Origin of the sequence: Thermococcus barophilus MP, from assembly GCF_000151105.2 — an archaeon.
Taxonomy (GTDB): domain Archaea; phylum Methanobacteriota_B; class Thermococci; order Thermococcales; family Thermococcaceae; genus Thermococcus_B; species Thermococcus_B barophilus.
Map to the genome: position 1 here is coordinate 905,246 of NC_014804.1, position 22,320 is coordinate 927,565.

The 22,320-nt window shown below is 41.5% G+C and carries 26 protein-coding genes, 1 tRNA gene and 1 pseudogene; 14 read left to right on the forward strand and 14 right to left on the reverse strand.

What is annotated here, in order from left to right:
* The first annotated feature begins 48 nt into the window (after positions 1 to 48).
* Positions 49 to 513, forward strand: coding sequence for a hypothetical protein (locus tag TERMP_RS05170; RefSeq protein WP_013467309.1), 465 nt, complete (start codon positions 49 to 51; stop codon positions 511 to 513).
* Positions 514 to 526: 13 nt separating this feature from the next.
* Here TERMP_RS05170 and TERMP_RS05175 read toward each other — a convergent pair whose 3' ends face one another.
* Positions 527 to 2,038: a sodium/proline symporter gene (locus TERMP_RS05175; RefSeq protein WP_013467310.1), complete on the reverse strand. Its 1,512-nt coding sequence runs from the start codon at positions 2,036 to 2,038 to the stop codon at positions 527 to 529.
* Entirely contained in the window at positions 2,038 to 2,163 is a 126-nt protein-coding gene (locus TERMP_RS11730; RefSeq protein ID WP_013467311.1) for a hypothetical protein, read from the reverse strand. Before TERMP_RS11730 ends, TERMP_RS05175 begins: the two co-directional genes overlap by 1 nt.
* Before the next feature lie 230 nt (positions 2,164 to 2,393).
* Between TERMP_RS11730 and TERMP_RS05180 the strand changes: the two genes are divergently transcribed.
* From TERMP_RS05180 to TERMP_RS05200, 5 genes are read left to right on the forward strand one after another with little or no spacing between them, the layout of a single operon-like run.
* Positions 2,394 to 3,158: a LamB/YcsF family protein gene (locus TERMP_RS05180; RefSeq protein WP_048159767.1), complete on the forward strand. Its 765-nt coding sequence runs from the start codon at positions 2,394 to 2,396 to the stop codon at positions 3,156 to 3,158.
* Between the two features lie 33 nt (positions 3,159 to 3,191).
* Entirely contained in the window at positions 3,192 to 3,383 is a 192-nt protein-coding gene (locus tag TERMP_RS05185; RefSeq protein ID WP_013467313.1) for an antitoxin AF2212-like protein, read from the forward strand.
* A complete protein-coding gene (locus TERMP_RS05190; protein ID WP_013467314.1) occupies positions 3,370 to 3,747 on the forward strand; it encodes a type II toxin-antitoxin system VapC family toxin in 378 nt (125 codons plus the stop codon). The genes TERMP_RS05185 and TERMP_RS05190 overlap by 14 nt, the downstream gene beginning before the upstream one ends.
* Before the next feature lie 4 nt (positions 3,748 to 3,751).
* Positions 3,752 to 4,429, forward strand: a complete 678-nt coding sequence (gene pxpB, locus TERMP_RS05195) for a 5-oxoprolinase subunit PxpB (RefSeq protein ID WP_013467315.1) — start codon at positions 3,752 to 3,754, stop codon at positions 4,427 to 4,429.
* Complete coding sequence (locus tag TERMP_RS05200) at positions 4,426 to 5,421, forward strand: 5-oxoprolinase subunit C family protein (RefSeq protein ID WP_013467316.1); 996 nt, start codon at positions 4,426 to 4,428, stop codon at positions 5,419 to 5,421. The genes pxpB and TERMP_RS05200 overlap by 4 nt, the downstream gene beginning before the upstream one ends.
* A gap of 9 nt (positions 5,422 to 5,430) precedes the next feature.
* On the opposite strand, the gene TERMP_RS05205 is transcribed toward TERMP_RS05200, so the two are convergent.
* Together TERMP_RS05205 and TERMP_RS05210 are read right to left on the reverse strand one after the other, a co-directional pair.
* On the reverse strand, positions 5,431 to 5,859 hold the full coding sequence (locus TERMP_RS05205) for a UPF0179 family protein (protein WP_013467317.1): 429 nt from the start codon (positions 5,857 to 5,859) through the stop codon (positions 5,431 to 5,433).
* Positions 5,860 to 5,888: 29 nt separating this feature from the next.
* Positions 5,889 to 6,929 carry an NAD(P)-dependent glycerol-1-phosphate dehydrogenase gene (locus TERMP_RS05210; RefSeq protein ID WP_013467318.1) on the reverse strand — a complete coding sequence of 347 codons (1,041 nt, stop codon included), beginning with the start codon at positions 6,927 to 6,929 and terminating at the stop codon, positions 5,889 to 5,891.
* Between the two features lie 96 nt (positions 6,930 to 7,025).
* Here TERMP_RS05210 and TERMP_RS05215 point away from each other — a divergent pair, with 96 nt between their 5' ends.
* The 7 genes from TERMP_RS05215 (at position 7,026) to TERMP_RS05245 (ending at position 11,204) form a co-directional block, all read left to right on the forward strand.
* Entirely contained in the window at positions 7,026 to 7,832 is an 807-nt protein-coding gene (locus tag TERMP_RS05215) for a DUF63 family protein (RefSeq protein WP_013467319.1), read from the forward strand.
* Positions 7,833 to 7,834: 2 nt separating this feature from the next.
* Positions 7,835 to 8,590 (forward strand): bifunctional fructose-bisphosphatase/inositol-phosphate phosphatase, encoded by a 756-nt coding sequence (locus TERMP_RS05220; protein ID WP_013467320.1) that lies wholly within the window; start codon positions 7,835 to 7,837, stop codon positions 8,588 to 8,590.
* 48 nt (positions 8,591 to 8,638) lie between these two features.
* A tRNA-Met gene (locus TERMP_RS05225) sits at positions 8,639 to 8,746 on the forward strand.
* A 319-nt stretch (positions 8,747 to 9,065) separates the two neighbouring features.
* A complete protein-coding gene (locus TERMP_RS05230) occupies positions 9,066 to 9,371 on the forward strand; it encodes a nucleotidyltransferase domain-containing protein (RefSeq protein WP_013467321.1) in 306 nt (101 codons plus the stop codon).
* Positions 9,368 to 9,748, forward strand: coding sequence for a HEPN domain-containing protein (locus TERMP_RS05235; protein WP_013467322.1), 381 nt, complete (start codon positions 9,368 to 9,370; stop codon positions 9,746 to 9,748). The genes TERMP_RS05230 and TERMP_RS05235 overlap by 4 nt, the downstream gene beginning before the upstream one ends.
* 3 nt (positions 9,749 to 9,751) lie before the next feature.
* A complete protein-coding gene (locus TERMP_RS05240) occupies positions 9,752 to 10,681 on the forward strand; it encodes a hypothetical protein (RefSeq protein ID WP_013467323.1) in 930 nt (309 codons plus the stop codon).
* A 31-nt stretch (positions 10,682 to 10,712) separates the two neighbouring features.
* Positions 10,713 to 11,204: a hypothetical protein gene (locus tag TERMP_RS05245; RefSeq protein ID WP_013467324.1), complete on the forward strand. Its 492-nt coding sequence runs from the start codon at positions 10,713 to 10,715 to the stop codon at positions 11,202 to 11,204.
* On the opposite strand, the gene TERMP_RS05250 is transcribed toward TERMP_RS05245, so the two are convergent.
* The 8 genes and pseudogenes from TERMP_RS05250 to TERMP_RS05285 all read right to left on the reverse strand — a co-directional run bounded on the left by TERMP_RS05250 (position 11,156) and on the right by TERMP_RS05285 (position 18,564).
* A complete protein-coding gene (locus tag TERMP_RS05250) occupies positions 11,156 to 11,812 on the reverse strand; it encodes a segregation and condensation protein A (RefSeq protein WP_013467325.1) in 657 nt (218 codons plus the stop codon). The two genes, TERMP_RS05245 and TERMP_RS05250, sit on opposite strands and share 49 nt — an antisense overlap.
* Complete coding sequence (locus TERMP_RS05255; protein WP_013467326.1) at positions 11,796 to 12,161, reverse strand: HepT-like ribonuclease domain-containing protein; 366 nt, start codon at positions 12,159 to 12,161, stop codon at positions 11,796 to 11,798. The genes TERMP_RS05250 and TERMP_RS05255 overlap by 17 nt, the downstream gene beginning before the upstream one ends.
* Positions 12,158 to 12,448, reverse strand: a complete 291-nt coding sequence (locus TERMP_RS05260; RefSeq protein ID WP_013467327.1) for a nucleotidyltransferase family protein — start codon at positions 12,446 to 12,448, stop codon at positions 12,158 to 12,160. The genes TERMP_RS05255 and TERMP_RS05260 overlap by 4 nt, the downstream gene beginning before the upstream one ends.
* A gap of 12 nt (positions 12,449 to 12,460) precedes the next feature.
* Positions 12,461 to 15,986 (reverse strand): annotated as a pseudogene (gene smc / locus TERMP_RS05265) (chromosome segregation protein SMC).
* A gap of 75 nt (positions 15,987 to 16,061) precedes the next feature.
* On the reverse strand, positions 16,062 to 16,517 hold the full coding sequence (locus tag TERMP_RS05270) for a DUF835 domain-containing protein (RefSeq protein WP_013467330.1): 456 nt from the start codon (positions 16,515 to 16,517) through the stop codon (positions 16,062 to 16,064).
* A 212-nt stretch (positions 16,518 to 16,729) separates the two neighbouring features.
* Complete coding sequence (mce, locus tag TERMP_RS05275) at positions 16,730 to 17,131, reverse strand: methylmalonyl-CoA epimerase (RefSeq protein ID WP_013467331.1); 402 nt, start codon at positions 17,129 to 17,131, stop codon at positions 16,730 to 16,732.
* Positions 17,128 to 18,087 carry a methylmalonyl Co-A mutase-associated GTPase MeaB gene (gene meaB / locus TERMP_RS05280; RefSeq protein WP_013467332.1) on the reverse strand — a complete coding sequence of 320 codons (960 nt, stop codon included), beginning with the start codon at positions 18,085 to 18,087 and terminating at the stop codon, positions 17,128 to 17,130. The genes mce and meaB overlap by 4 nt, the downstream gene beginning before the upstream one ends.
* A gap of 45 nt (positions 18,088 to 18,132) precedes the next feature.
* Positions 18,133 to 18,564: a cobalamin-dependent protein gene (locus tag TERMP_RS05285; protein ID WP_013467333.1), complete on the reverse strand. Its 432-nt coding sequence runs from the start codon at positions 18,562 to 18,564 to the stop codon at positions 18,133 to 18,135.
* Positions 18,565 to 18,814: 250 nt separating this feature from the next.
* On the opposite strand from TERMP_RS05285, the gene TERMP_RS05290 reads away from it, so the two are divergent.
* Positions 18,815 to 19,480 (forward strand): PHP domain-containing protein, encoded by a 666-nt coding sequence (locus TERMP_RS05290; RefSeq protein WP_013467334.1) that lies wholly within the window; start codon positions 18,815 to 18,817, stop codon positions 19,478 to 19,480.
* Here the strand turns inward: TERMP_RS05290 and TERMP_RS05295 are convergent.
* Both TERMP_RS05295 and TERMP_RS05300 read right to left on the reverse strand, forming a co-directional pair.
* A complete protein-coding gene (locus TERMP_RS05295) occupies positions 19,466 to 20,026 on the reverse strand; it encodes a Maf-like protein (RefSeq protein WP_013467335.1) in 561 nt (186 codons plus the stop codon). The two genes, TERMP_RS05290 and TERMP_RS05295, sit on opposite strands and share 15 nt — an antisense overlap.
* A gap of 388 nt (positions 20,027 to 20,414) precedes the next feature.
* Complete coding sequence (locus TERMP_RS05300) at positions 20,415 to 22,223, reverse strand: PINc/VapC family ATPase (RefSeq protein WP_013467337.1); 1,809 nt, start codon at positions 22,221 to 22,223, stop codon at positions 20,415 to 20,417.
* Positions 22,224 to 22,320: the final 97 nt, after the last annotated feature.

Sequence of the window (22,320 nt, forward strand, 5' to 3'; positions counted from 1 at the left end):
TAGGGTTAAAGCTTTATCTATCATAGGCTTTTAATGGGGTGCAGGTTTATGAAAATTACAAGAATAAAACCCCTCTACATTCCTGAGAATCAAGAAAAAGTAAAGGAAGTGTACTATCCCGTCTGGATATACGTTTTTTCTTATGTTGTAAAAAGACGGATATTTGGCGATATAAAGGGAAACATTATCGTTTTAGTGGATGGAATAAACCAGAAAGGTTATCTCGCAGATATATTTCCTGAAATTGAAGAAATCCATGTCATCGATAATAAAGCTAAAATTCTTGAGCCTCAAATAAGCGATGAAAAAAGTGAAGAAATTGCAAAGGACCGAGCTGAGGCACTCTTGTTCAGAAAATATGCATACTTAAAATTCACCTATCAGTTAACTCAGAAAGCCTTTACATATAAGCTGTTCTGGGCAAGAAAAGAGGAAAACAAATACTTTTTAATGGACAGTATAACTGGAGAGGAAATAGAAGTTCTGCCATATGAAGGACATGAAAGAAAATAAAGGAAAAAGAAAATCAGAAGAGCTCGTCAACGATTCCTGCCAAGGTCTTAAGCTCTGGAGTAGCTGCTCCTCCTTTTATTACAACTTTCTTGCCCGCTGCATACTCTACAATTTCTTGTATTTCCTTTGGTGGCTCTTTAGTAAGCAGGCTGACTACTATTATTGCAATCATTGAGAACACGAAACCTGGTATCATCTCGTACCATGGATGCCAGCTCAGGCCTGCCTGCTTCCATGCGATAACTGTAAGTGCACCAACAATCATACCAGCAATTGCTCCCTCCTTTGTGGCTCTCTTCCAATAAAGTCCTAAGATAACAACAGGGCCAAATGAACATGCTAAACCAGCCCATGCATAGAGAACAAGCTTGAATACTGTTTCTGTTGCCCCAAGTGCCAAATAGATTGACAGCAAGCTTACTACAAGGACAGATATTCTGCTTATCCAGACGAGCTTTTCTTGGTCAGCCTCTGGATTTATCATCTTGTTATAGATATCTCTCGCCAGTGCAGATGCTACAACTAATAGGTAGGAGTTCGCACTTGACATTATTGCCGCAGCCATTGCTGCTATGAGAATTCCTGCAAAGACTGGAGGCAACATTTCCTTTGTTAGTGCCATTAATGAAAGTTCGGGCTTTATATTTGGTATTAAGACTCTTGCAGCGACACCACCAAGAGTTACGCCATAGAGGGCTATTACTGCCCAAACAACTGCTGCAAGAAGAGAATATTTTAACATTTTTGAATCCTTAATTGCCATAAATCTCACATGAAGTTGAGGCTGCCCAAGATAACCAAGATAACCTATTGCAAGGAATCCAAGCAAAGTGACTGGAGCTACCCAGACGTTGGTGAGCTTGGGATCAATTGCATTCAGTTTGTTGTACATAATTGTAAATCCTCCAATTTTCGCTATTGCAAGTCCTGGAACAACAACAGCACCAATGAACATTAAAACTGCTTGGACAACATCGGTATATACTGCCGCTGCAAATCCACCAAGGAGAACATATATCAAAACTGTAAGTGCACCAATTATTGCTCCCCATTTGTATGGAATACCTGTTAAAAATTCGAGCGTCCTTCCCATGGCAACGGTTTGAGCTGCAGTGTAAGCCGTGAGGAATATGAAAATTATCGCCACTGATATGATTCTAACCGAATGGCTTCTGTCATAGTATCTTGCTTCAAGAAAATCTGGTATTGTTATAGCTCCAACTTTCTCAGTAAAGCGTCTAAGTCTTTTGCCCAGTATTGTGAAGTTAACTAATGGGCCACCTGCACTTGCCATTGGCACCCACACGCTACCGAAACCCAGAGAATATCCTTTCCCTGGCATTCCCTGGAACATGTATCCGCTCATTGCCGTTGCTTGATGTGTTAATGCGATTGTGAATGGTCCAAAGCGTCTTTTCCCAAGAAAATACCCTTCTATTGATTCACTTCCTATCCTGTATGTAAGGATTCCTATTGCAATCATTGCCACGAGATAAATCACAAAGGAGACTACCACAATGTCCATTATGATCCCTCCTCGTCTTTGCTAAAGAGGAAATATACTAAAGCCAAAGCCACGTACACTGCTGGAATTCCGAACCAGAGAAAAACAATTGATGCGGGCATGAAGGCACCTCCGTACCTTTTCATTTGTAAATGTATATACTTGGCAAATATATAGTTTTCGTCAAATTATTTTTAAAGGCGATTAGCTTAATTTCAGCTATTGTGATAAATGTTTTCATAATTTGGTAGTAAGCGTGAATGTTTTTTATCTGTATATTTAGAAACGTAAAACATGATGTGACGATAAAGCTGAAGTACATCACCTCGAAAAAAGCTTTTAAGTTTGTAAAGGTTAGAGTACTATGGTGATGCTTATGAAAGTTGACCTCAATTCTGACCTCGGCGAAAGCTTCGGGAGGTACAAACTCGGCATGGACGAGGAAGTTATGAAATACGTCACATCAGCCAACGTTGCATGCGGCTGGCACGCTGGAGATCCATTGGTAATGAGAAAAACCGTAAAGCTTGCAAAAGAAAACAATGTTGAGGTGGGTGCTCACCCGGGCTATCCAGACCTTATAGGCTTTGGTAGGAGATACATGAAGATAACAAGAGAGGAAGCGAGGAACTATATTCTCTACCAAATTGGAGCTTTGTATGCGTTTGTTAAAGCAGAAGGCTTAACTCTACAGCATGTTAAACCCCATGGAGCTCTTTATAATGCTCTGGTCAAAGATGAAGAGCTTGCAAGGGGAGTTCTTGAGGGAATAGCAGATTTTGACAAAAAGCTGATTTTTGTAGGATTATCACTCTCAAAACCCTTAGAGATTGCCGAGGAGATGGGGCTTAGAGTTGCTCACGAGGTCTTTGCTGACAGGGCATACAACCCTGATGGAACCTTGGTTCCAAGGAGCAGGGAAGGTGCGGTAATTCACGACAAGGAGCTTATAGCAGAGAGGGTAATTTCAATGGTCAAGGATGGGGGCGTTAAAGCAATCAACGGTGAGTGGGTTGAGCTTAAAGCCGATACAATTTGCGTCCATGGTGACAATCCAAAAGCCCTCGAGATTACAGCATACATCAGAAAGCGCTTAGAGGAAGAGGGAGTCAAGATTGTGCCGATGAGAAAGGTTATTTAAGCATCAACAATAATAGGAAATGGAGGGAAGAAGATGGGGATAATAGAGGCAGTTTATGAAAATGGAGTGTTTAGACCTCTAAAGAAAGTCAAAGCTCCAAAGAAGGTTAAACTGATGATAATCAAGGATTTTGAAAGGGATTTGGAGGAAGTATTTGGAATACTCAGCGAGGGTATTGATGTCAGAGAACTGAGAAAAGAGTGGGATAGAAATGCATCTTGTTGACACCGATATAATAATTGACATCCTTAGAGGCGTTAAGGGATCAAAGGAATTCCTATTGGACTTATCAAAAGAAGGGCTCTTTCTCTCAGTTATCAGTATGGCAGAAATATTCTCAGGGAAGGAGACAAGAGATCCAGTAAAACATGAAAAAATTCTCCGATTTTTGTCACATTTTGAAGTAGTGCCCCTAACCCAAGAAATTGCCATTCTGGGAGGAGCAATAAGAAGGGATTATCAAATTGGCCTGGCTGATGCGTTGATCGCTGCAACTGCAATTCACAATGGATTAACAATAGTAACTTACAATACAAAACATTTTGAAAAAGTTGAGGGTTTAAAAATTCTAAAACCAGACTACAGGTGATTCTATGCAGTTCAAACCAGCCGGAGATTCTGCTTTAGTTATTATTTTCGGGGATAGAATAGACGAGGGGATTAACAAAAAAGTCCATGCAGTTGCCAGTGCCATAGAAAAATCCTCTCCAGATTGGCTTATTGAAGTTGTTCCCACCTATACAAGCATCTATGTGTATTATGACCCGCTCAAGCTCAGCTATCAAGAAGCCCTCGATGCCATTAAGCCATTCCTCTCAGTGGAACCAAAAGAGGAAAAGCCAAGGATTGTAGAAATTCCTACAGCTTATGGTGGAGAGTTTGGGCCAGATATTGAGTTTGTGGCTCAATATAATGGCTTAACTATTGATGACGTCATCGAAATTCACTCAAAACCGCTCTACAGAGTTTATATGCTCGGATTTACGCCGGGATTTGCTTATCTTGGAGGAATGGACGAGAGAATTGCAACTCCTCGCCTAAAAAAGCCACGCTTGAAAGTGCCGGCAGGGAGCGTCGGCATAGCTGGAAAGCAGACGGGCATTTATCCCATAGAAAGCCCCGGCGGATGGCGTTTAATTGGAAGAACACCTCTGAGACTTTTCACTCCAGAGAAAGATCCACCAACTCTGTTACAGCCGGGTGATTACGTCAAGTTCGTACCGATAAGTGAGGAAGAGTTTTGGGAACTCCATGGGGGCGAGCAGAAATGATTGAGCTCGTTAATGTCCCCTCCCTCACTACAATACAAGACCTTGGAAGATACGGCTACCAGAAGTTTGGAATCCCCGTTAGCGGAGTCATGGACGAAGTGAGTGCGCGCTTGGCTAACTACCTCGTTGGGAATCATGACAACGCCTCTTTAATCGAATTTGTCTTAAAAGGTCCCACTATAAGATTCCACTCCTCAGCAGTTTTTGCAGTTGCTGGAGATGTTGATGTAAGGTTAAATGGAATTCCAATTGAACCTTGGCAGAGCCACTGGGCCAAGCGGGGAGACGTTCTTGAGATAGGACTCCTAAAGAGCGGTGTTTATGGATATATAGCATTCGCTGGTGGAATTTTATGTGATAAAATCCTTGGAAGCTGCTCAACTTATTTGAGGGCAAAGCTTGGAAAACCGCTCAAACAGGGAGATAAGCTCAAGCTTGGATATGCAATTCTGGCAGGGAAGGAAGGGAGAGTTCTGCCAGAACCATTAATCCCGCGCTACTCAAACGAAAGTGAAATTAGAGTGATTCTAGGCCCTCAGCTCGAGCATTTCACAGAAAAAGGCATTGAAACTTTTCTAAGCTCAACTTATGAAGTCACGCCAAATTCAGATAGAATGGGTTACCGCTTAGAAGGTCCAGAGATAGAACACTCCGAAAAAGGGGCAGACATAATCACCGATGCAATCCCCTTGGGAGCTATTCAGGTTCCAGCCAACGGAAAGCCAATAATCATGCTCGCCGACAGACAGACAACGGGAGGCTACGCAAAAATTGGGGTAGTTGCAAGAGTTGATGTGCCAAAAGTTGCCCAAACAAGAGCGGGAGGAAAGTTAAGATTCAAAGCAATAAATGTGGAAGAAGCCCAAGAGCTGTTTAGAAAGAGGGAATTTTTATTCAGAAGCATCAAACGCCTTCTTGATGGAGAAGTAAGGGGTTACAAGATAAAAGCGCTTGGAAAAGAGTTCATGGTTTTTGTGGAAAAAGAAAAATAGAAAAGGGAACTACTCTTTTTCCCTCATAACTTTGACCACTTTGTATTTTTTACCGTTGCACTCGATTTCACCAACAATTTCAAGGATTTTAACAGCATCACCCTCAAAAAGTCCTTCTGGTCTGATTACATCCTTCTTTTCTGGGTCATCGCATTCAACGAAGTTAATTCTAATCTTTGAACCAACTATTGCAAGCCTTGGCTCTATTGCCACCTCTATGGAAGGCTCAACGACCTCAACAACTCTGACTTTTCCTTCATGAAGGGGGCAGGAGTGCTCTATGTTCCTTACTCGCACCACTTTGTATCTCCTTCCCGGCTCCAAGTTCCCAACGCAGACCCTTGCGAGCCTACAGGTTTTGCATGGGTCAGCTGGGCCGTAATAAATGAATTCAACACCAGGTTTAGCCAACTTTTCACCAACTAACGTGATTACCATTCTGACACCTCCCATGTGAATGATGATAGTCAGATAACTCCAGTGATTTTAGCAGCTTTTTCAGCTGCTTCTCGCGTTAAACCATCCTTTCCCAAGATAGTGTATCTCTCAGGTCTGATTGTATGTGCAATGGTTAGAGCTTCAATAATATACTCCGGGTCAATTCCCAATTCATATGCATTTGTTGGAGCGTTGACCTTCTTTAAGGTTTCTCTAATTTTCTGCCACTTCAGTCCGTGGAGGTAAGCCATAATTATCGTTCCAACACCACACTGCTCGCCGTGCAGAGCCGGCTTAGGGGCAATTAAATCCAAGGCATGGCTGAAAAGATGCTCGGCTCCGCTTGCCGGTCTTGAAGAGCCGGCTATGCTCATAGCAACGCCACTTGAAATTAACCCTTTTATTACTTTCCTAACGCTTTCCTCATTACCAAGTCTTATGATGTCAGCGTTCTTTATCACCATTTTGGCACTCATTAAAGAAAGAGAAGCTGCATACTCGCTGTAATATTCTCCTTTGAGTTTATGTGCTAACTGCCAGTCTTTTACTGCCGTTAGGTTGGAGATCATGTCCCCAACCCCCGCCGCAAGATACCGGTACGGAGCGGTTTTGATGACTTTTACATCGGCAATAACAGCTATCGGCGGCTTTGCCTTTATCGAAGTCTTGGCATTGAGATCTTTAATTGAGGCATTTGCGCTTGCTATGCCGTCGTGAGAAGCAGTTGTGGGGAAGCTGATGAAAGAAATATCACTTTTGAATGAGGCAAGTTTGGCAACATCAATTATGCTCCCACCGCCGACAGCAACAATCCATTGAACATTCTCATTTTTTATCTTTTCAACTGTTTTCCCAACTTCTTTCATTGAAGCTTTTTTAATTGTTAAACTGTGAACATCAAAGCTCTCTTTTAAGTGATGCCTAACCTCCCTTCCAGCAATCTCTTTAGTTTTAGGCCCGTAAAGAATCAGCACTCTTTCACCTAATTTTAGCCTTTTAGCAACTTCCCCGACCTTATCTTTCAAATTTTCTCCAAGAAGAACCTCGCGAGGTAATTCCATTAAGTGCATGACTATCACCTTTGCTTATATTTCTCTCTCGAAGCTTAAAAATTAATTGGAAAGAAAAGCTTTAATTGGAAAGGGCAAATTCTTAGTGGTGATTAAATGGGAGTGAGTGAGATATTCCAAAAGTACTTTGTGAATCCGATAAAATACAACACTGGCTATAACGTCGTTAACACACTAACCTACGCGATCATTTTGGGAATAGCAGCCTTAGGAGTTTATAAAATCCTGAAACGGTTGGGGATAAAATACGACAATGCGTTTTTTAGAGCGTTAATCCCCTACATGATATTTGGAGCATTTACAAGGGCATTAACTGATGCTACCATATACCCGAGAACATATTTAACAGTGACCCCCGGAATATATGTGGTTACTTTTGCAATAACCTTCACCGCACTGCTTATTACACATAAGCTCTTTGAAGACTGGAGGAGGGTATTTCTCTACTTCGGCTGGGCACTGGTAGGCTTTGATTTTGTCATGTTGCTGACGCATTTAGATAAAGTCCACTTCACCTGGATTGTGCTGAAGTACTTCATTCCAGCCCTGATAATAGCAGAGAGCGTTATCTATCTAATGACCAAGAAAATTGAGCTCGTCAGAGAAAACAGCTATCTCTTCTATGCCCACTTTTATGATGCAACTACTACTTTTGTTGGAATCCAGTTTATGGGCTATTGGGAGCAACACGTCCTCCCAAGATTTCTGATGAATCTAACTGGAACAGCAGCAGTTATGTATCTCCTAAAGTTTGTAACCCTGATGGTAGCATTATATCTCATGAAAGAACTGCAAGAGACCGAAAGTGACAAAGAGCTTATGGATTTCATCAAAACGGTGATTTTTATTCTTGGATTTGCCCCGGGAACGAGAAATCTACTAAGAATGCTCATGGGGGTTTGAAAATGTATGAATGGAACGAGATAGCCTTGAATATTGCAAAAGAAGTTGAGAAGGAAATACTCCCCTTTTTTGGTAAGCCAGAAGGCGGAAAAGTTATTGGAGTTAGCCCCAGCGGAGATAAGACCAAGCTCATTGATAAGATTGCCGAGGATGTTGTTCTTAATGCCCTAAAACCCCTTGGTGTGAATATTGTTAGTGAAGAAGTAGGGAGTATTGACGTTGGAAGTGATTATACGGTTGTGGTTGATCCAGTTGATGGTTCGTTCAACTTCATCCACGGCATTCCAGTTTTCGGCTTCAGTTTTGCTGTGTTTAAAGGAAACAAACCAGAGTATGCAATGCTCTACGAATTCATTACAAAGAGCGTTTATGAGGGAATTTCTGGAGAGGGGGCTTATCTCAATGGCAGACCCATCCATGTCAGAGAACTCAACGAGAAATCAATAGCGATAAGCTTTTACACGAGAGGTAGAGGAGTAGAGCTGATAAACAAAGTTAAGCGCATTAGGGTGCTTGGGGCTATTGCAATAGAGCTTGCCTACTTGGCAAAAGGCTCTCTCGATGGGGTTTTAGACATTAGGGATTATGTAAGACCAACCGACATAGCAGCGAGTGCTTTGATAGCTAAAGAAGCTGGAGCAATAATAACTGATGACACCGGAAAAGAGCTGAAATTTGAATTAAGCGCCTCTGAGAAGCTGAACATCATAGCAGTTAACGATGAAAAGCTGCTCAAGCTGATACTGGAGAGTATTTAGCACAACGAAAGATTTAAAAATGCATCACAAGGAGGTATATGCGGGCGTGCCGGGGTAGCTTAGCCTGGTCAAAGCGCCCGGCTCATAGGGCGACTCCCCTTCGGGGGAGCCTGAGAAACCGGGAGATCCGGGGTTCGAAGCCCCGCCCCGGCACCATAACAAACTTTTGCCAAGCAATGTTGAGCAAAGCTCCAACACACTGGGAACTTTGTTCTCCGCTGAAGTTTGATCAAAGTTTACTGTCCTCTTCTAAGATGCTTCCCTTCAAGTGAATTCCGCTTTATTGTGGGCTTTTCAGTGTTTCACTAAAAAGCGTCCTACGAACGCGAGAAGGAGAGAAACCTACTTGAAAGCCTTGATTTTTGAAGAATCCAACTCTTTCAAACTATCCGTTCCTTGACTAATACACTTGTCACCCCCTAATATTTCCTACTCCATACACAAACGATAAATAAGGTAATGAGAAATTTTAACTATGCTTGAGGAAGTCAAACGAATAATTCTTGAAGAGAGCTCAAAACTTGGTATCACAGTTGAGAATGTTATATTATTTGGCTCAAGGGCGAGAGGGAATTATCGCAAAGATAGCGATTGGGACATTCTGATAATTGTTAAGGAGCCGCTTAGTAGGACAGAATATAGGGAGTTATGGAGAAGAATTTATGAAAAAGTTGAACTTCCAGCTGATATTCTCATTGTATCCAAAAAAGATTTTGAAAAGCTTAAAGGGTTAAAGGGATATGTGTATTATTACGCCTCTAAAGAGGGGGTAAAAATATGAAAACTGATGTAAAAGATTGGATCAGAAAAGCAGATGAAGATTTAAAGGCCTCTGAAATTTTACTTGAGCAGAATTTATATGCTCTCTCCTGCTTTCATGCTCAGCAGGCAGTTGAGAAGTATCTCAAAGCTTTTCTGCTTGAACATGATAGGGAAATCTCCAAGACTCATAACATAAAATTTCTGCTTAATCAGTGTTGTGAAATAGATAAGTCTTTCAGAGAGCTGTTCAAGTCTGGAGTTCACTATCTGACAGAATACGCCGTTGAGGTGAGATATCCTGGGATATATGAACCAGACAGAGAGGAAGCAAAAGATGCACTGAGACTTGCAAAAGTTGTCAAAGAGTTTGTTCTAAGGAAGCTGATGGAGGAGTGAGTTATGAAGTTCATATTCGGGGGGAAGAAGAAAGAGGAGAAAAAGAGTAGCATAGACCCAGAACTCAGAAGAATTGTCGGGCGTATCATGTCGTCACACGGAGAAGGCCTCTACCAGCTTCTGGTGAGGGCATCACCGGACGGGGACGTGGAAAAGATAAAGAAAATGCTCGCGCATAACGAGGCATACAACGCACCCGAAGTTACAACAAAATCCAAGTACAGGAAAATGTATGTAGAAACGAAGGACCTTCAGCACAAAATCGCCGCCGCACATTACCCGATACTCCACACATTCCTGGCGCTGGCGTATCATACCGGAAGCCACAGCCCACTGACAGCGAGCGTTGTAGGAGATATCTTAACTGCCGCCTATCAAACAAAGGCGGATTATTCTGAACTGAAGAAAAGAAAAGAAACACTCGCAAGAGCTATAGCAAAGAGGGCGAAGGAACGTGGCATAACAACAGATGAGGATAAGACGGCAAAGGTGGTGGAGACTGCGTTAGATAAAGCATTCAAGATTATAGACAAAATTGCCCCCGATCATAAAAAGGAGAACCTTGCGATCCTCACAAGGGCAATAAGTGCCAGTACCGACGACCCATTCGTTGTTCTCCGAAACGCAGGCATCGACATCGAACCGGAGCTCGAGGAGTTTAGACAGTTCCTGGCGGAGATCAGCGGGAAGAAGATAGAAGAGAAGCCGAAACTTCAAATCATCCCTCCGGAAGTTCTTGCAATAGTCAAAGGGCTTAAGTTTGCGGACTATTCTGACAGCGCCTTAAAGAGAGCTGAAGAAGAACTTCTGAGCAAAATTGACAGCCTTCTTGACAGCTATCCGAAAACCGCCCGACTCATAGGACACTACGCCGCACTCCTGAGGTTAATCCAGCGAAAAGATTTCGAAAAGCTTGAGGAACTTTTTGAGTAACACTTTTTAACTCTTTCTTTAATCTTAACCCATGCTTCTAACGAACCATGCAAAGCAGCGAATTATCAAAAGGCTGTCGAAGAGGAGGAAGCTTGAGAGGGTTTATTCTGCACTTTTGGATTTCCTCAAAAATGCAGAAAGGATTGAGGTTAATGAAAAAATCATCATCTTCACCGATAAAAGGAAATCCCTTGTATGTACAAAGCTTGATGCCGAGTTCTTGGGTTTTAATGAAATTATGAAGAAAGTTGGGGACATCAACGAGACCTATGAGTGCGTTTTCTGGGGAGAAGAGAAGTTTGCAAAAGTCACAATTCCTAAGAAGTTCTTGGAGCACATTCCCGAGGGCAAATACTACTTCTACATCAACAAGGAAAAGAAAGCCCTCTACATTGGAGATGAGCCTCCGCTGTTGGCAATAACTCTCAGACCAGCAAAAAGAAAGGAGAGAATTCCGGAAAGCGAAACCAATCATCAAGCTTCCACTGGAACAACATATATGTCTCCAAACGGCTCCTCCTGAATAAGCTCAACCTTCCCCATGTTTGCTAAAAACAGCAGATAGAGGAAAGTCCTTGCAACTATCTTTGGACTTGGATCAAACACAAGCTCCCAGAAGCTTATCTTCTCCTTCGTTTCCTCATAGAGCCTCTTAACAATCGCGTACAGTCTATTCACGTGCTTTTCGATGTCAACTCTGAAGTCATCAACAACAAAGATTTCCTCTTCAATCTCTACCTTCTTCTTTACCTTCGGCTTCCTCTTCTCTACATCTTCGAGAGCGTCCATGAGAGCCTCTATGAGATCATCTAAGGTATAGTAGCGCTCGACTCTTCTAAGGGGCGGCACATAAGGCTCAACATCAACCCTTATGCGCTCCTCCTTCTTCTCTTCCTCCTTCTCCTCATCCGCATAAAGTAAAGCCTCTGTCTTCATTCTCAAAAGGATTGACGCTGCAAGGATAGCTCTCGCTGAAAGCCTCAGGTCGAGTTCTTTCATCTCCCTTAAGCGCTCAATGTATTTTTCTGTCAGATCAACTATGTCAATATTCCAAGGATCCACTTTGCCCATTGTGACAAGCTGTAAAAGAATATCAACGGGAGTTATCTCCTCTTCATATCTGCGCTCCATTTTGGTCACCCTTGAGTTCGGATAATATTTCAATTAGCCTCTTTTTAATCTCTGGAATCCTTACGGTAACAGTTCTCCAGACAAGTTCATAATCAACACCAAAGTAGAAGTGAATCAATTTGTCTCTCATACCAGCCATCTGCTTCCATGGAACATCATCATATCTTTCCCTGATATGTGGTGAAATGTGTTTGGCAGCCTCTCCAATTATTTCAAGCTTCCTTAAAACTGCGCTCACAGTTTTATCATCTGCTACAAAGTCCTCAAAACTCATACCCTCAATGAACCGTTCAATGCTTTCCATTGCTTCAATTATATCCCTGAGGTATAGAGTGTAATCCCTCTTCATACCTCAATAGCCTCCCTAAATACGGATTGTCTCAGCTCTTTTCTAAGAGCATTTTTTGGCACAACATCAACTTTTATTCCCAATTTCTCCGTCAGAAATTCCTCCAGAGCTATGAGGTCAAATAGATCAGCATCTTCTGAGAATTCAACGAGAACATCCACATCGCTGGTCTCCCTTTGTTCTCCCCTAACATAGGAGCCAAAGACTGCTAAACTCTTGACCTTGTATTTACTTTTCAGTTCGGGTTTGAGCTCTTCAAGAACTTTTAATATACCTTCAAGCTTCATTTTGGTCACCTATTAAAGCCCTAAAGCATTTCTCTGCCTTGCCTTCTCAAGATACTCCATTGCCTTCTCCAAGCTCAAGCTGACGACCCTTGAAATTCCATCTCTCATCGAAACACCGATTATCTTTTCAGCATTTGCCATCATAACATCTCTGAGAGTTATAACTATAAACTGGCTGTGCTGGGATGCCTCTTTTATCAGATCGGCAACTCTCTTGACATTTGCGTCATCAAGGTGTGCATCAATCTCGTCGAAGAGGTAGAACGGAGCTGGCTTATATCTCTGGATTGCAAAGACGAATGCCAAAGCCGTCAAAGCTTTCTCTCCACCGCTCATTGCTTCGATTCTCTTTACCTCCTTTCCAGCAGCTTTGCTTCAATTTCAGACCTCCACTGAATGGATCATCTGGATTTTCAAGGATTAATCTTGCAGAACCTCCTGGAGAAAGCTTGGCAAACAGCTCCGAGAAGTTCCTGGCTATTGCATTAAGCGTCGTCATGAAGACATTCTTCTTCTGGGCTTCAATCTCATCTATGAACTCTAATATGCTCTCCTTCTCTGCCTCAAGTCTTTCTCTCTTTGACTTAAGCTCCATGTATCTTCTTTCGACAATCTCAAAGTCTTCGATGGCTTTCATGTTAACTGGCTCAAGCTCCTTGATTTCCTCTTCCATCTGTTCGATCTCTTCCCTCAGCTTTTCAAGGTCAAGCGGGATTTCCTTTACGAGCTTTGTATCATGGTGCTTAAGCTCTCTATTCTTCTCTTGGAGCTGGGTATTGTATTGGGCAATCTTAATCTTAAGCGTATTTGCCTCAATCCTAAGCTCCTGCAGTCTGTTATTGAGCTTGTCTTTCTCTTCTCTGAGCTGGATTATCTCCTTTTTCAACTCCTCTCTCTTATCCCTCAATGCTTTAAGTTCCTCTCTGACTGCACTCTCTTGCTCTTCTAACTTCTTCAGCTCTTCTTGAAGCTTTGCTATATCCTCTTCGTTCTTCGCTATGCTCTGCTTGAATGCATTAATCCTGTTCACAAGCCCTTCAATTTCTTCCTCAAGATCCGCCTTTCTTGGAAGTAATTCTTCGTTAATTCTCACATCAAGGCTTTCGAGCTTTGATTCAACTTTGCTCAACTCTTCTCTGAGCTTGCTTATTTCATGTTCAACTTCCCTAATCTTTTGGTTAAGCTCTCTCGCCTCTGGATTATCTAAAGCTTTCTTTAACTTGTCTTTTTTCTTCTCCAAGCGCTCAATTTTTCCTTTGAGCTTTGCGAGCTCGCCTTTTGTATCATAGATTTTCTTTTCAAGAGCTTTAATCAGCTCTTCGCTCTCTTTAATCTCTTCACTTAGAAGTTTGTCTTCTTTCAGTAATCTGTCCATTTCCGTTTGGAGAACATCTAAATCCTTGCTGACGTTGCTCTTTTTCATCCTGAGCTCAAACAGCTCTCTTTCAAGCCCTCTGTACTCAACCTTTAGTGCATTAATTTCAGACTCAAGTTTCTCTTTTTCCCTTTCAAGAGCTTCTACCTTCTTTTTTAACTCTTCAGTGTTTACAGCCAACCTTGCCCTGGGCTTGTAGTAACCGCCAACTATGGCACCGCTCCTCTCAAGGAGCTCTCCACCAAGTGTCACCATCCTAACTTTTCCTATTCCCACACCCCTTGCTTCGTCCATATCATTGACTATCAGAGTATCACCAAGGGCAAAAGCAACTGCATTACGGAACTTGGGATCGTACTCCACAACATCCATCGCTGGAATTCCAAGAGGAGCTTCCTTAAGGGAACGGGGCTTTATCTTGTTTAAAGGCAAGAAGGTCAATCTTCCAAGTCTATTCTCTTTTAGGAACTTGATTGCTTTCTCAGCTACCCTATCATCTTCAACAATGACATTGTCTGCATGAGAACCAAGGGCGACATCAATGGCAACAAAATAATTATCATCTTTGATCCTGATTAATTCAGCCAAAGATCCGTAAACTCCTGGGATATTTGCTTTCTTCAGTGCTTCAAGTGCTCTATTTTTGCTGACTTCCTTTTGAGCCTCCGCTCTAATTAACTCTTGCTTAACTTTCTCCAGCTCTGGAATGGATTTTTGGAGTTTCTGCTGTTTTTCTTCAAGTTCCTTTTCGACTTTTCTGAGTTGTGATTCTCTCTTTTGCATCTTGCCTTCTATTTCACCAAGCTCAGCTTTTTTCTCATCAATCCTTGTCTTAAGATCTGCTATTTTGTTTTTCAGGGTCAATCTCTTTGCATTATTTTGAACAATTTTGCTTTTCAGCCTCTCTATTTCCTCCTCAAACTTCTTTATGTCACTTTCCTTCATGTAAAAGTCGCGCTTTGCATTTTCAAGCTCTTCTGTAACCTTATCAAACTCCTGCTTTGCTATAGTGAAGTTCTTGTCGATTTCTCCGAGTTTTACAATTAATTCATTTCTTTCTTTCTCTTTCTCTTCTATCTCCTTAAGCAACTTTTCCTTTCTCTTGCTCCATCTCTGTATTGCAGACTTGCTCTTTTCGATTTCTTCTGAAATCTTCTTGAGTTCCTCTTTACTTTTAATGAGTCTTCTCTGGCTTTCTTCAATTTCCTTCTTGGCAAGCTCAATATTTTTCTTAGCCATTTCTATCTTTGATTTTACATCACTTATTTTTCTTGTAAGCTCTAAGATGCCGTCTTCACTCTTCTCCTCCAGCTCTCTTTCTATTTTAGCCAGCAGGTTCTCTTTTTCAAGTATCCCCTTTACAATTTCCTTTAATTTATCCTCAACCTCTTTAGCTTCCTTCTCTATCTGTTTGTCTCTTTCTTCACTTTCCTTAATGAGCTTTTCAAGCCTTTTGATTTCCCCTACAAGGAGGGTAACTTTGGCCTTTTCTAACTTCTCTTTCAAGTCCAAGTACCGTAGTGCATCGTTTCTTTCTTTCTCCAGCTTGTCCAATTGCTTTTTCACTTCGTGTATAAGCAAATCTACCCTTGCAAGATTTTCTTCAGCCTGTTTAAGTTCTTCCATGGCTTTCTTTTTCTTTGCGTCATATTCTGCAATTCCAGAAATCTCGTCAATTATCATTCTCCTCTCTACAGGACTCATCTTGATGAACTTTGTGATGTCACCCTGAAGAACTAAGTTATAGCCTTCTGGAGAGATCATTGCGGCACTCAGAATGTCAAGAATGTCGCTTCTGCTTGTCCTTTTGCCGTTAAGCCAGTATGTGCTCCTCCCATCAGGGTACACTCTCCTCTTTATAACAACTTCATCCTCATCCACTGGGAAACCCCTGTCTTCATTGTTAAAGTAAATCGTCACTTCAGCATATTTGGCAGGAGGCTCCTTTTTTGTTCCTGCAAAGATCAGGTCGCTTATTCTTGTAGCACGCATCGCTTTAGCGGAAAGTCCTCCAAGAACAAAGAGAATAGCATCACCGATATTGCTTTTACCACTGCCATTGGCACCCACGATTGCTGTAAATCCTTTAGAAAAGGGCACAACAACTTTCCTGCTGCCATATGATTTGAATCCTTTCATCTCGAGTTTCTCAATATATGGCATCTTATACACCTAAGGGGAAAGATTGGATATGAGGTTATATATAAGTTACTGAGATGCAAGAAAAATCAAAAAGCACTATCCTTCCACGATGCGTTTAAGAAGAGCAACGGTTTTATCATCAAGCCCCTCACTAATACTAACAATAAATCCTGAGTTATTCAAAAGTGCTATGTCTCTAAGCTTCCCTGTAAATCTTAACGTTGCTTCAAGACCTTGCTCCATCATCAGATATTCAAACGCGTCCAAGACTATTATTGGTGATTCTTTCTTTATTATTTCCCAAACTTTTTGTTCAATAACATATAGATCTGTGGGAGAAACAGCGTTGGGATGGTCTATCTTGCTTATCCAGATATAAAAAGTTGCATTGTCATTTACAGTTGGAGGTGTCCTGGTAATCAAAATCTTCTTTTTATGAGAAAATTTCTTTAAGAGATTCCGCATTTTGGAATAGTGAACAACTTGGAAAGGAAGCTCTTCCCCCTCAAACTTTACGTTAGCAGACATCATATCTTTAAGCATTTTAAACATCACTCATCCCCCAAGATGTGGGTCCCAGGATATTCACTGATTTTAGTCTTAGGAATCCCATACTTATTAGAACAGTGTATACCGAAAATGTAAACACTTTACTGATATCTGATTTTGACTTTAAATTTATAAAGTTTTGCCTTATTTTTTATGTGAAAATATGACCAAAAATATAGGAAGAGGTACAGAAATCGGTTATAACCCGTTGTTAATTATTCCGTTCTTTCACATAATTCCAACAAAACCCCATTGACACTTTTTGGATGGACAAACGCTATTTTTGCACCACCAGCACCAATTCTTGGCTTCTCGTCAATCAGCCTAAATCCCTGCTCTTTAAGCTTCTCCAAGTGTTCTTCAATGTTTTCAACGCCAAGAGCAATGTGATGGATTCCCTCTCCCCTCTTAGCAATGAACTTCGATATTGGTGAATCTTCGCTTGTCCCTTCTAAGAGTTCAATTCTGCTTTCGCCGACTTTAAACACAGCAACTCTGACTTTCTGCTCCGGCACCTCTTCAATCTCAGCAACCTTTAATCCAAGACTTTCCCAGAGCTTAATTGCTTCGTCTAAATTTTTAACGGCAATTCCTACATGATCAATTTTCTTTATCATATCTTCACCCCCAGAGTTTCTTCCAAAACAACTTCGGCAGCAGAGTAAGGATCAATTTCCCTTTTCACGATTTTATCAATAAGTTTTGAAAGTTCTTTATCCTTCAGCTTTTCACTAATTTTCCTCGCAACAGAATCAGAAACAATTGTTTTTACTTCCTCTTCTGCCCTAAACTTCTTTTTCTTCTTAATTTCTCCGCTTTCTTCAAGAAACTTCCTGTGTCGTTTTATTGCTTCCCATAGGTCTTTTATGCCCTTCATGGTGACAGCCACAGTCTCAACAATCGGCGGCCTCCAACCCCTCCTTTCCCACTTCTCCTTTTCAAGGTCAAGCAGTAGGTTGAGCTCAAAGAAAGTTGCATCTGCACCTTCTTTATCAGCTTTGTTTATGACGAATATATCTGCAATCTCCATTAAACCCGCTTTGATTGCCTGGATATCATCTCCCAATCCAGGAACTGTGACGAGGACTACAGTGTCGGCTGTTTTGACGATATCAACTTCAATCTGTCCAACACCAACAGTCTCAACAAAAATAACGTCGCATCCATAGGCGTCAAGTACTTTAATGGCATCATTCGTTGCCTTAGCCAAACCTCCGAGTGATCCACGAGTAGCCATACTCCTTATGAAAACTCCTGGGTCAGTGGAATGCCTCTGCATTCTAATCCTATCACCAAGCAATGCTCCACCAGTAAATGGTGAGGTTGGATCAATGGCTATGACTCCAACTATTAAGCCCTCATTACGAGCCTGTTTTATAAGTTTGTCAAGAAGGGTTGACTTTCCAGAGCCTGGTGGACCTGTAATTCCAATAATGTAAGCTTTTCCAGTATACTTGTAAATTTTTTTGACAATTTCTCTGGCTTTCTCTTCATCATTTTCAACCAAAGTAATTAACCTTGCAGTTGCCTTCTTATCCCCCTTGAGCATTCTCTCAATTAGGTTGTCAATCATTGGCATCACTTGGTTTAATTATCCAGCCTTGAAATATAAAGTTTATTAACTCCCTCTGAACTTCTTAAGTTTTGGAACGTTCTCATCAATAAAATTGACTATCTCATTAATTGGACTTCCCGGGCCAAAAACTTTTGCAACCCCCATTTTTTCAAGTTCTTGGGCATCATCTGGAGGAATAATGCCCCCAGCAATCACAAGAATGTCTTCATTTGGCTTAAGCCCCTTCTCTTCAAGTAGCCTGAGTATCTTCGGAATTAGAACCATGTGAGCTCCAGAAAGGATGCTGATTCCAAGAACATCAACGTCTTCTTGGATAACACTCTCAACAATCTGTTCAGGCGTTTGCCTAATCCCGGTATAAATGACCTCAAAACCCGCATCTCTCAAAGCTCTTGCAATAACTTTAGCACCTCTATCATGACCATCCAAACCGGGTTTAGCTATGAGAACCCTAACTTTCGAGCGCTCAACCATTCTCCACCACCAAGTTTCCTAAAGCACAGATAGTATTTAAATATTGTCAAAACTAAAGGTTTAACTTTACATTGGATATTTTATCCAGAACTTTGAAAAGTTTAAGGTTTACAAAACTTAAATTATTTATGCCCAAAACAGAGCAATAAACAAAATACACGAATTTCATTTCTAACGTAAAGCTCTACAAATATTCACCAAATTCTGACTCCTAAACCAAAAAACATTTAATTGAGCAGAGTGCTAAAGTATGAAGGTTTTTAGGATGATAGATATCCATACACACACCCAATATTCTGATGGCATTGGTATGATTGGAGATAATGTTGCTGAGGCAGAGAAAAAGGGACTTAAGTTAGTCGGCATAAGTGATCATGTCCACTATTTTACTCCCAAAAGACTCAATACATACATCTCGGAAATTCGACAGATAAAGAAAGATAGTGAAATTACTGTTCTGGCTGGAATTGAGGCTAACATTCTCGCAACAGGCGTTGATATAACCACAGAAATGGCAAAAAAACTTGATTATGTTATTGCTTCTGCTCATGTATGGCTTGATCCTGGCGGGATCGATGCGTATCTTGATTTAATTAAAATAGCAATTCAAGACGAGAATGTGGACATAATTGGACATTTTGGTAATGTTTTTCCCTACATCGGATACCCAAGCTATGAGGAGTACTTAGAAATTGTTGAGCTTGCTGAAGAGTACGGCAAAGCCTTCGAAATCAGCTCCCGCTATAGAGTTCCAGAGCTGGATTTCATTAAGCTGTGCATCAGAAGGGGAATTAAGCTGACATTTGCAAGTGATGCCCATATTCCCAGTGATGTTGGGGCTATTAGGTGGAGCGAAAAGGTCTTCAAAAAAGCTGGTGGAACAAGGGAAGATTTACTCTTCTCAGAATTGCTTTAAGGGGAACCCTAACTTTTTAAGCTCGAGCACAACCTTAATTGGCAAGCCGACAACGTTGTAAAAGTCCCCATAAATCCACTCTATAAAAATGGCGGCTTTTCCTTGAATAGCATAGGCTCCAGCTTTGTCTAAAGGCTCTCCTGTGCTTACATACCACTCAATTTCTTCCTCACTGAGATCCCTAAACTTAACTTTTGTAACTTCAAAGCCTGTAATCTCTTTTCCTTCGTGAATTATGCAGTAACCAGTGATAACTTCATGAGTCTTCCCACTTAATAGCTTGAGCATTTTCTCCGCTTCTTTTTCATTTTTGGGCTTTCCAAGGACTTTGTTTTCAAGGACAACTATTGTATCAGCTCCAACAACAGTACCTCCCACTCTGTTGTACACTTCCCATGCTTTCTTTCTTGCAACTTCAATTGCCTTCTCTCGTGGGTTTTCCTCAATAACGTTTTCATCAGCGTTGCTCGGCACTACCTTAAAGTTCTCAAAGAATCTCTCCAAAATTTCCCTTCGTCTTGGGCTTTGAGATGCTAATATGAACATCGAAAGGGACTTAAGAACTTAGGATAAAAACCTTTCGGGCGATGATGACAATTTCGCTAGCTGAAGGTGATGACTACCCTCGCAACTGAGCTTTTTCAGCTTCTCTTAATTTCTTTCAATCCCTTCTTTATCTCCTCAAAATCTCTTTCAATCTTGGAAACTCGACCAAAGAATTTCTCAATCGTCTTGAGAACTAAATATATCAACGCCAACCAAAATGTTATATTTCCGATAAAGAAGAGATCGCCCCTATTATCAAGCCAACAGCCATTAAGATTAGAGAACTGATAGCCAAAGACCAGAAAATTTTATCCTTCCACATATTACCACCAGAAATAAAAACAAGAGAAATTTTAAAAAGTTTTCCAAATGTTAAAAAGATTAAAATTCAAAGGGAAGCCCAGATTTCAATTCCTGCTTCCAGCAGACGTTTAAGCTCTCTTCCAATTGGTGTATTTTTGCTCACCTTAACTATGCCCTTCTTTGATGGCGTTGCTGTGAACACATACTGCTCCCCACCGAAGAACTTCAAAGGCCTCTTTGCGTAATCTGGTGAAACTCTCAGGACAATTTGCTTCTTCTTTTCTTCTACCTCAACCGGTATCCTCTCTTTTGGCATCTCCTTCATCTTCTCGTCAAAGCTCCTCACATCAATGCTTATACCCAGCCTCTTCTCAATTTCTGTAATCCTCTTGCCCTTCTTTCCAATTATTGCAGGAATATCGAACTCATCTGCATAGATCACAGCTTTGTGCGGGCTCACAAGCTCAACCTCAGTATAAACATCGGGCAAGAATTTCTTTATTTCCTGCTTTAACCTCTTCTCAGCCAGCTTCATTGCAGGTGGCTTTTCCTTCTTTTTCACTGGAACAACACTTATCTCCTCGCCGTATGTGTAGATCTCATATTCAAGTTCTCCTGTATCAAAGTCTCTAACTTCAATTACCGGTCTCGCCAGGTCCTCTTCGGTCATCCCAGTTGGCACCTTAACCTTATACTCAAGGGTAAGAACCTTATCAACCCTTCCCGCTTTAATGAAGATCACCGTGTCCACTATCTGGGGAATCATGCCCAATTCAACCCTTCCAATGAAACGCTGGATTGCATCTATGGGCTTAGTTGCGTGAACTACACCGATCATGCCAACACCGGCTAATCTTAAATCCGCGTAAATTTTGAAGTCACTTGTCTTTCTCATTTCGTCGAATATCGTGTAATCAGGTCTAACTAAAAGCAGAACATCGCCAGTTTTCTCCATCCTGCCACCAAGCGCTGTGTATTGGGTAATCTCCTCGCTTACTTGCAAGTCTCTCGGCTTTTCCATCGTCTTCACTATCTTGCCCATTGAAGCATAGTACTCAGCCAATGCCTGAGCAAATGTTGTTTTTCCCTCTCCAGGAGCTCCTGCAATCAAAATTCCCTCCGCCTTATCAGTTAGCCTCTCCAAGAGCTTTTCGCTCAGCTCATAATCCTCAATGCTGAGCTTAGTGATTGGCCTCACAGCTGTAATTTCAATTCTGTCGGCAAATGGGGGCTTCGCTATTACAATACGATAGTTTCTGAGCTGAACAACTGTCGCTCCTGGTTCATCAAGTTCAATAAAAGACTCTGGATCCCTTTTTGCCCTCTCAACTATATCATCAGCTATTTCCTCAAGCTCCTCGTCCGTTAAGGGTTCATCCCTAATTGGAACTAAGTGCCATTCCCCGGGCTTTCCCTTCTTGGCTAATGGCTTCACCCCAGCCTTAAGGTGAACGCTCATGGTGTGTTCATCAAAGAAGTCTTCCAAACGGTGTTTTACCTCCTTTCTTCCTGTGAGATACACAACTTCAATTCCCTTGGCTATTGCTATATCCCTTTGAACCTGATCGCCGGTAATGAGAACTGCATTGAGCTCTCTCGCAACTTCCCTCACCATATGGTCTATTTCTCCGGCTTTTGCCCTTCTGATTTGCCAAAGCTCTGGTCTCTCACCATAGAATTCAAGCAAAATTTTATCTCCATCTGCCATTTTTCTTAACTTTTTAAGCTCTTCTAATCCCACATGTCCTATTGCTTTGCCCTCATTAGCTTGATGCTCAATCTCAGCTACAACTGCCTCTGGAATAACCACCTTAACCTTCTCACCCAGAGTCTCTAAGTATTGAGTCAGTCTCCCATCAACAATCACACTTGTGTCTGCTACAAACACTTTCATAATCTCACCCCACAGCCCGTAATTAAATTGATTTATAATCTTTGTCATTCTCTACGGCTAAAACTTCATAAAGGTTTAGGAACACAAGAAATTAAGG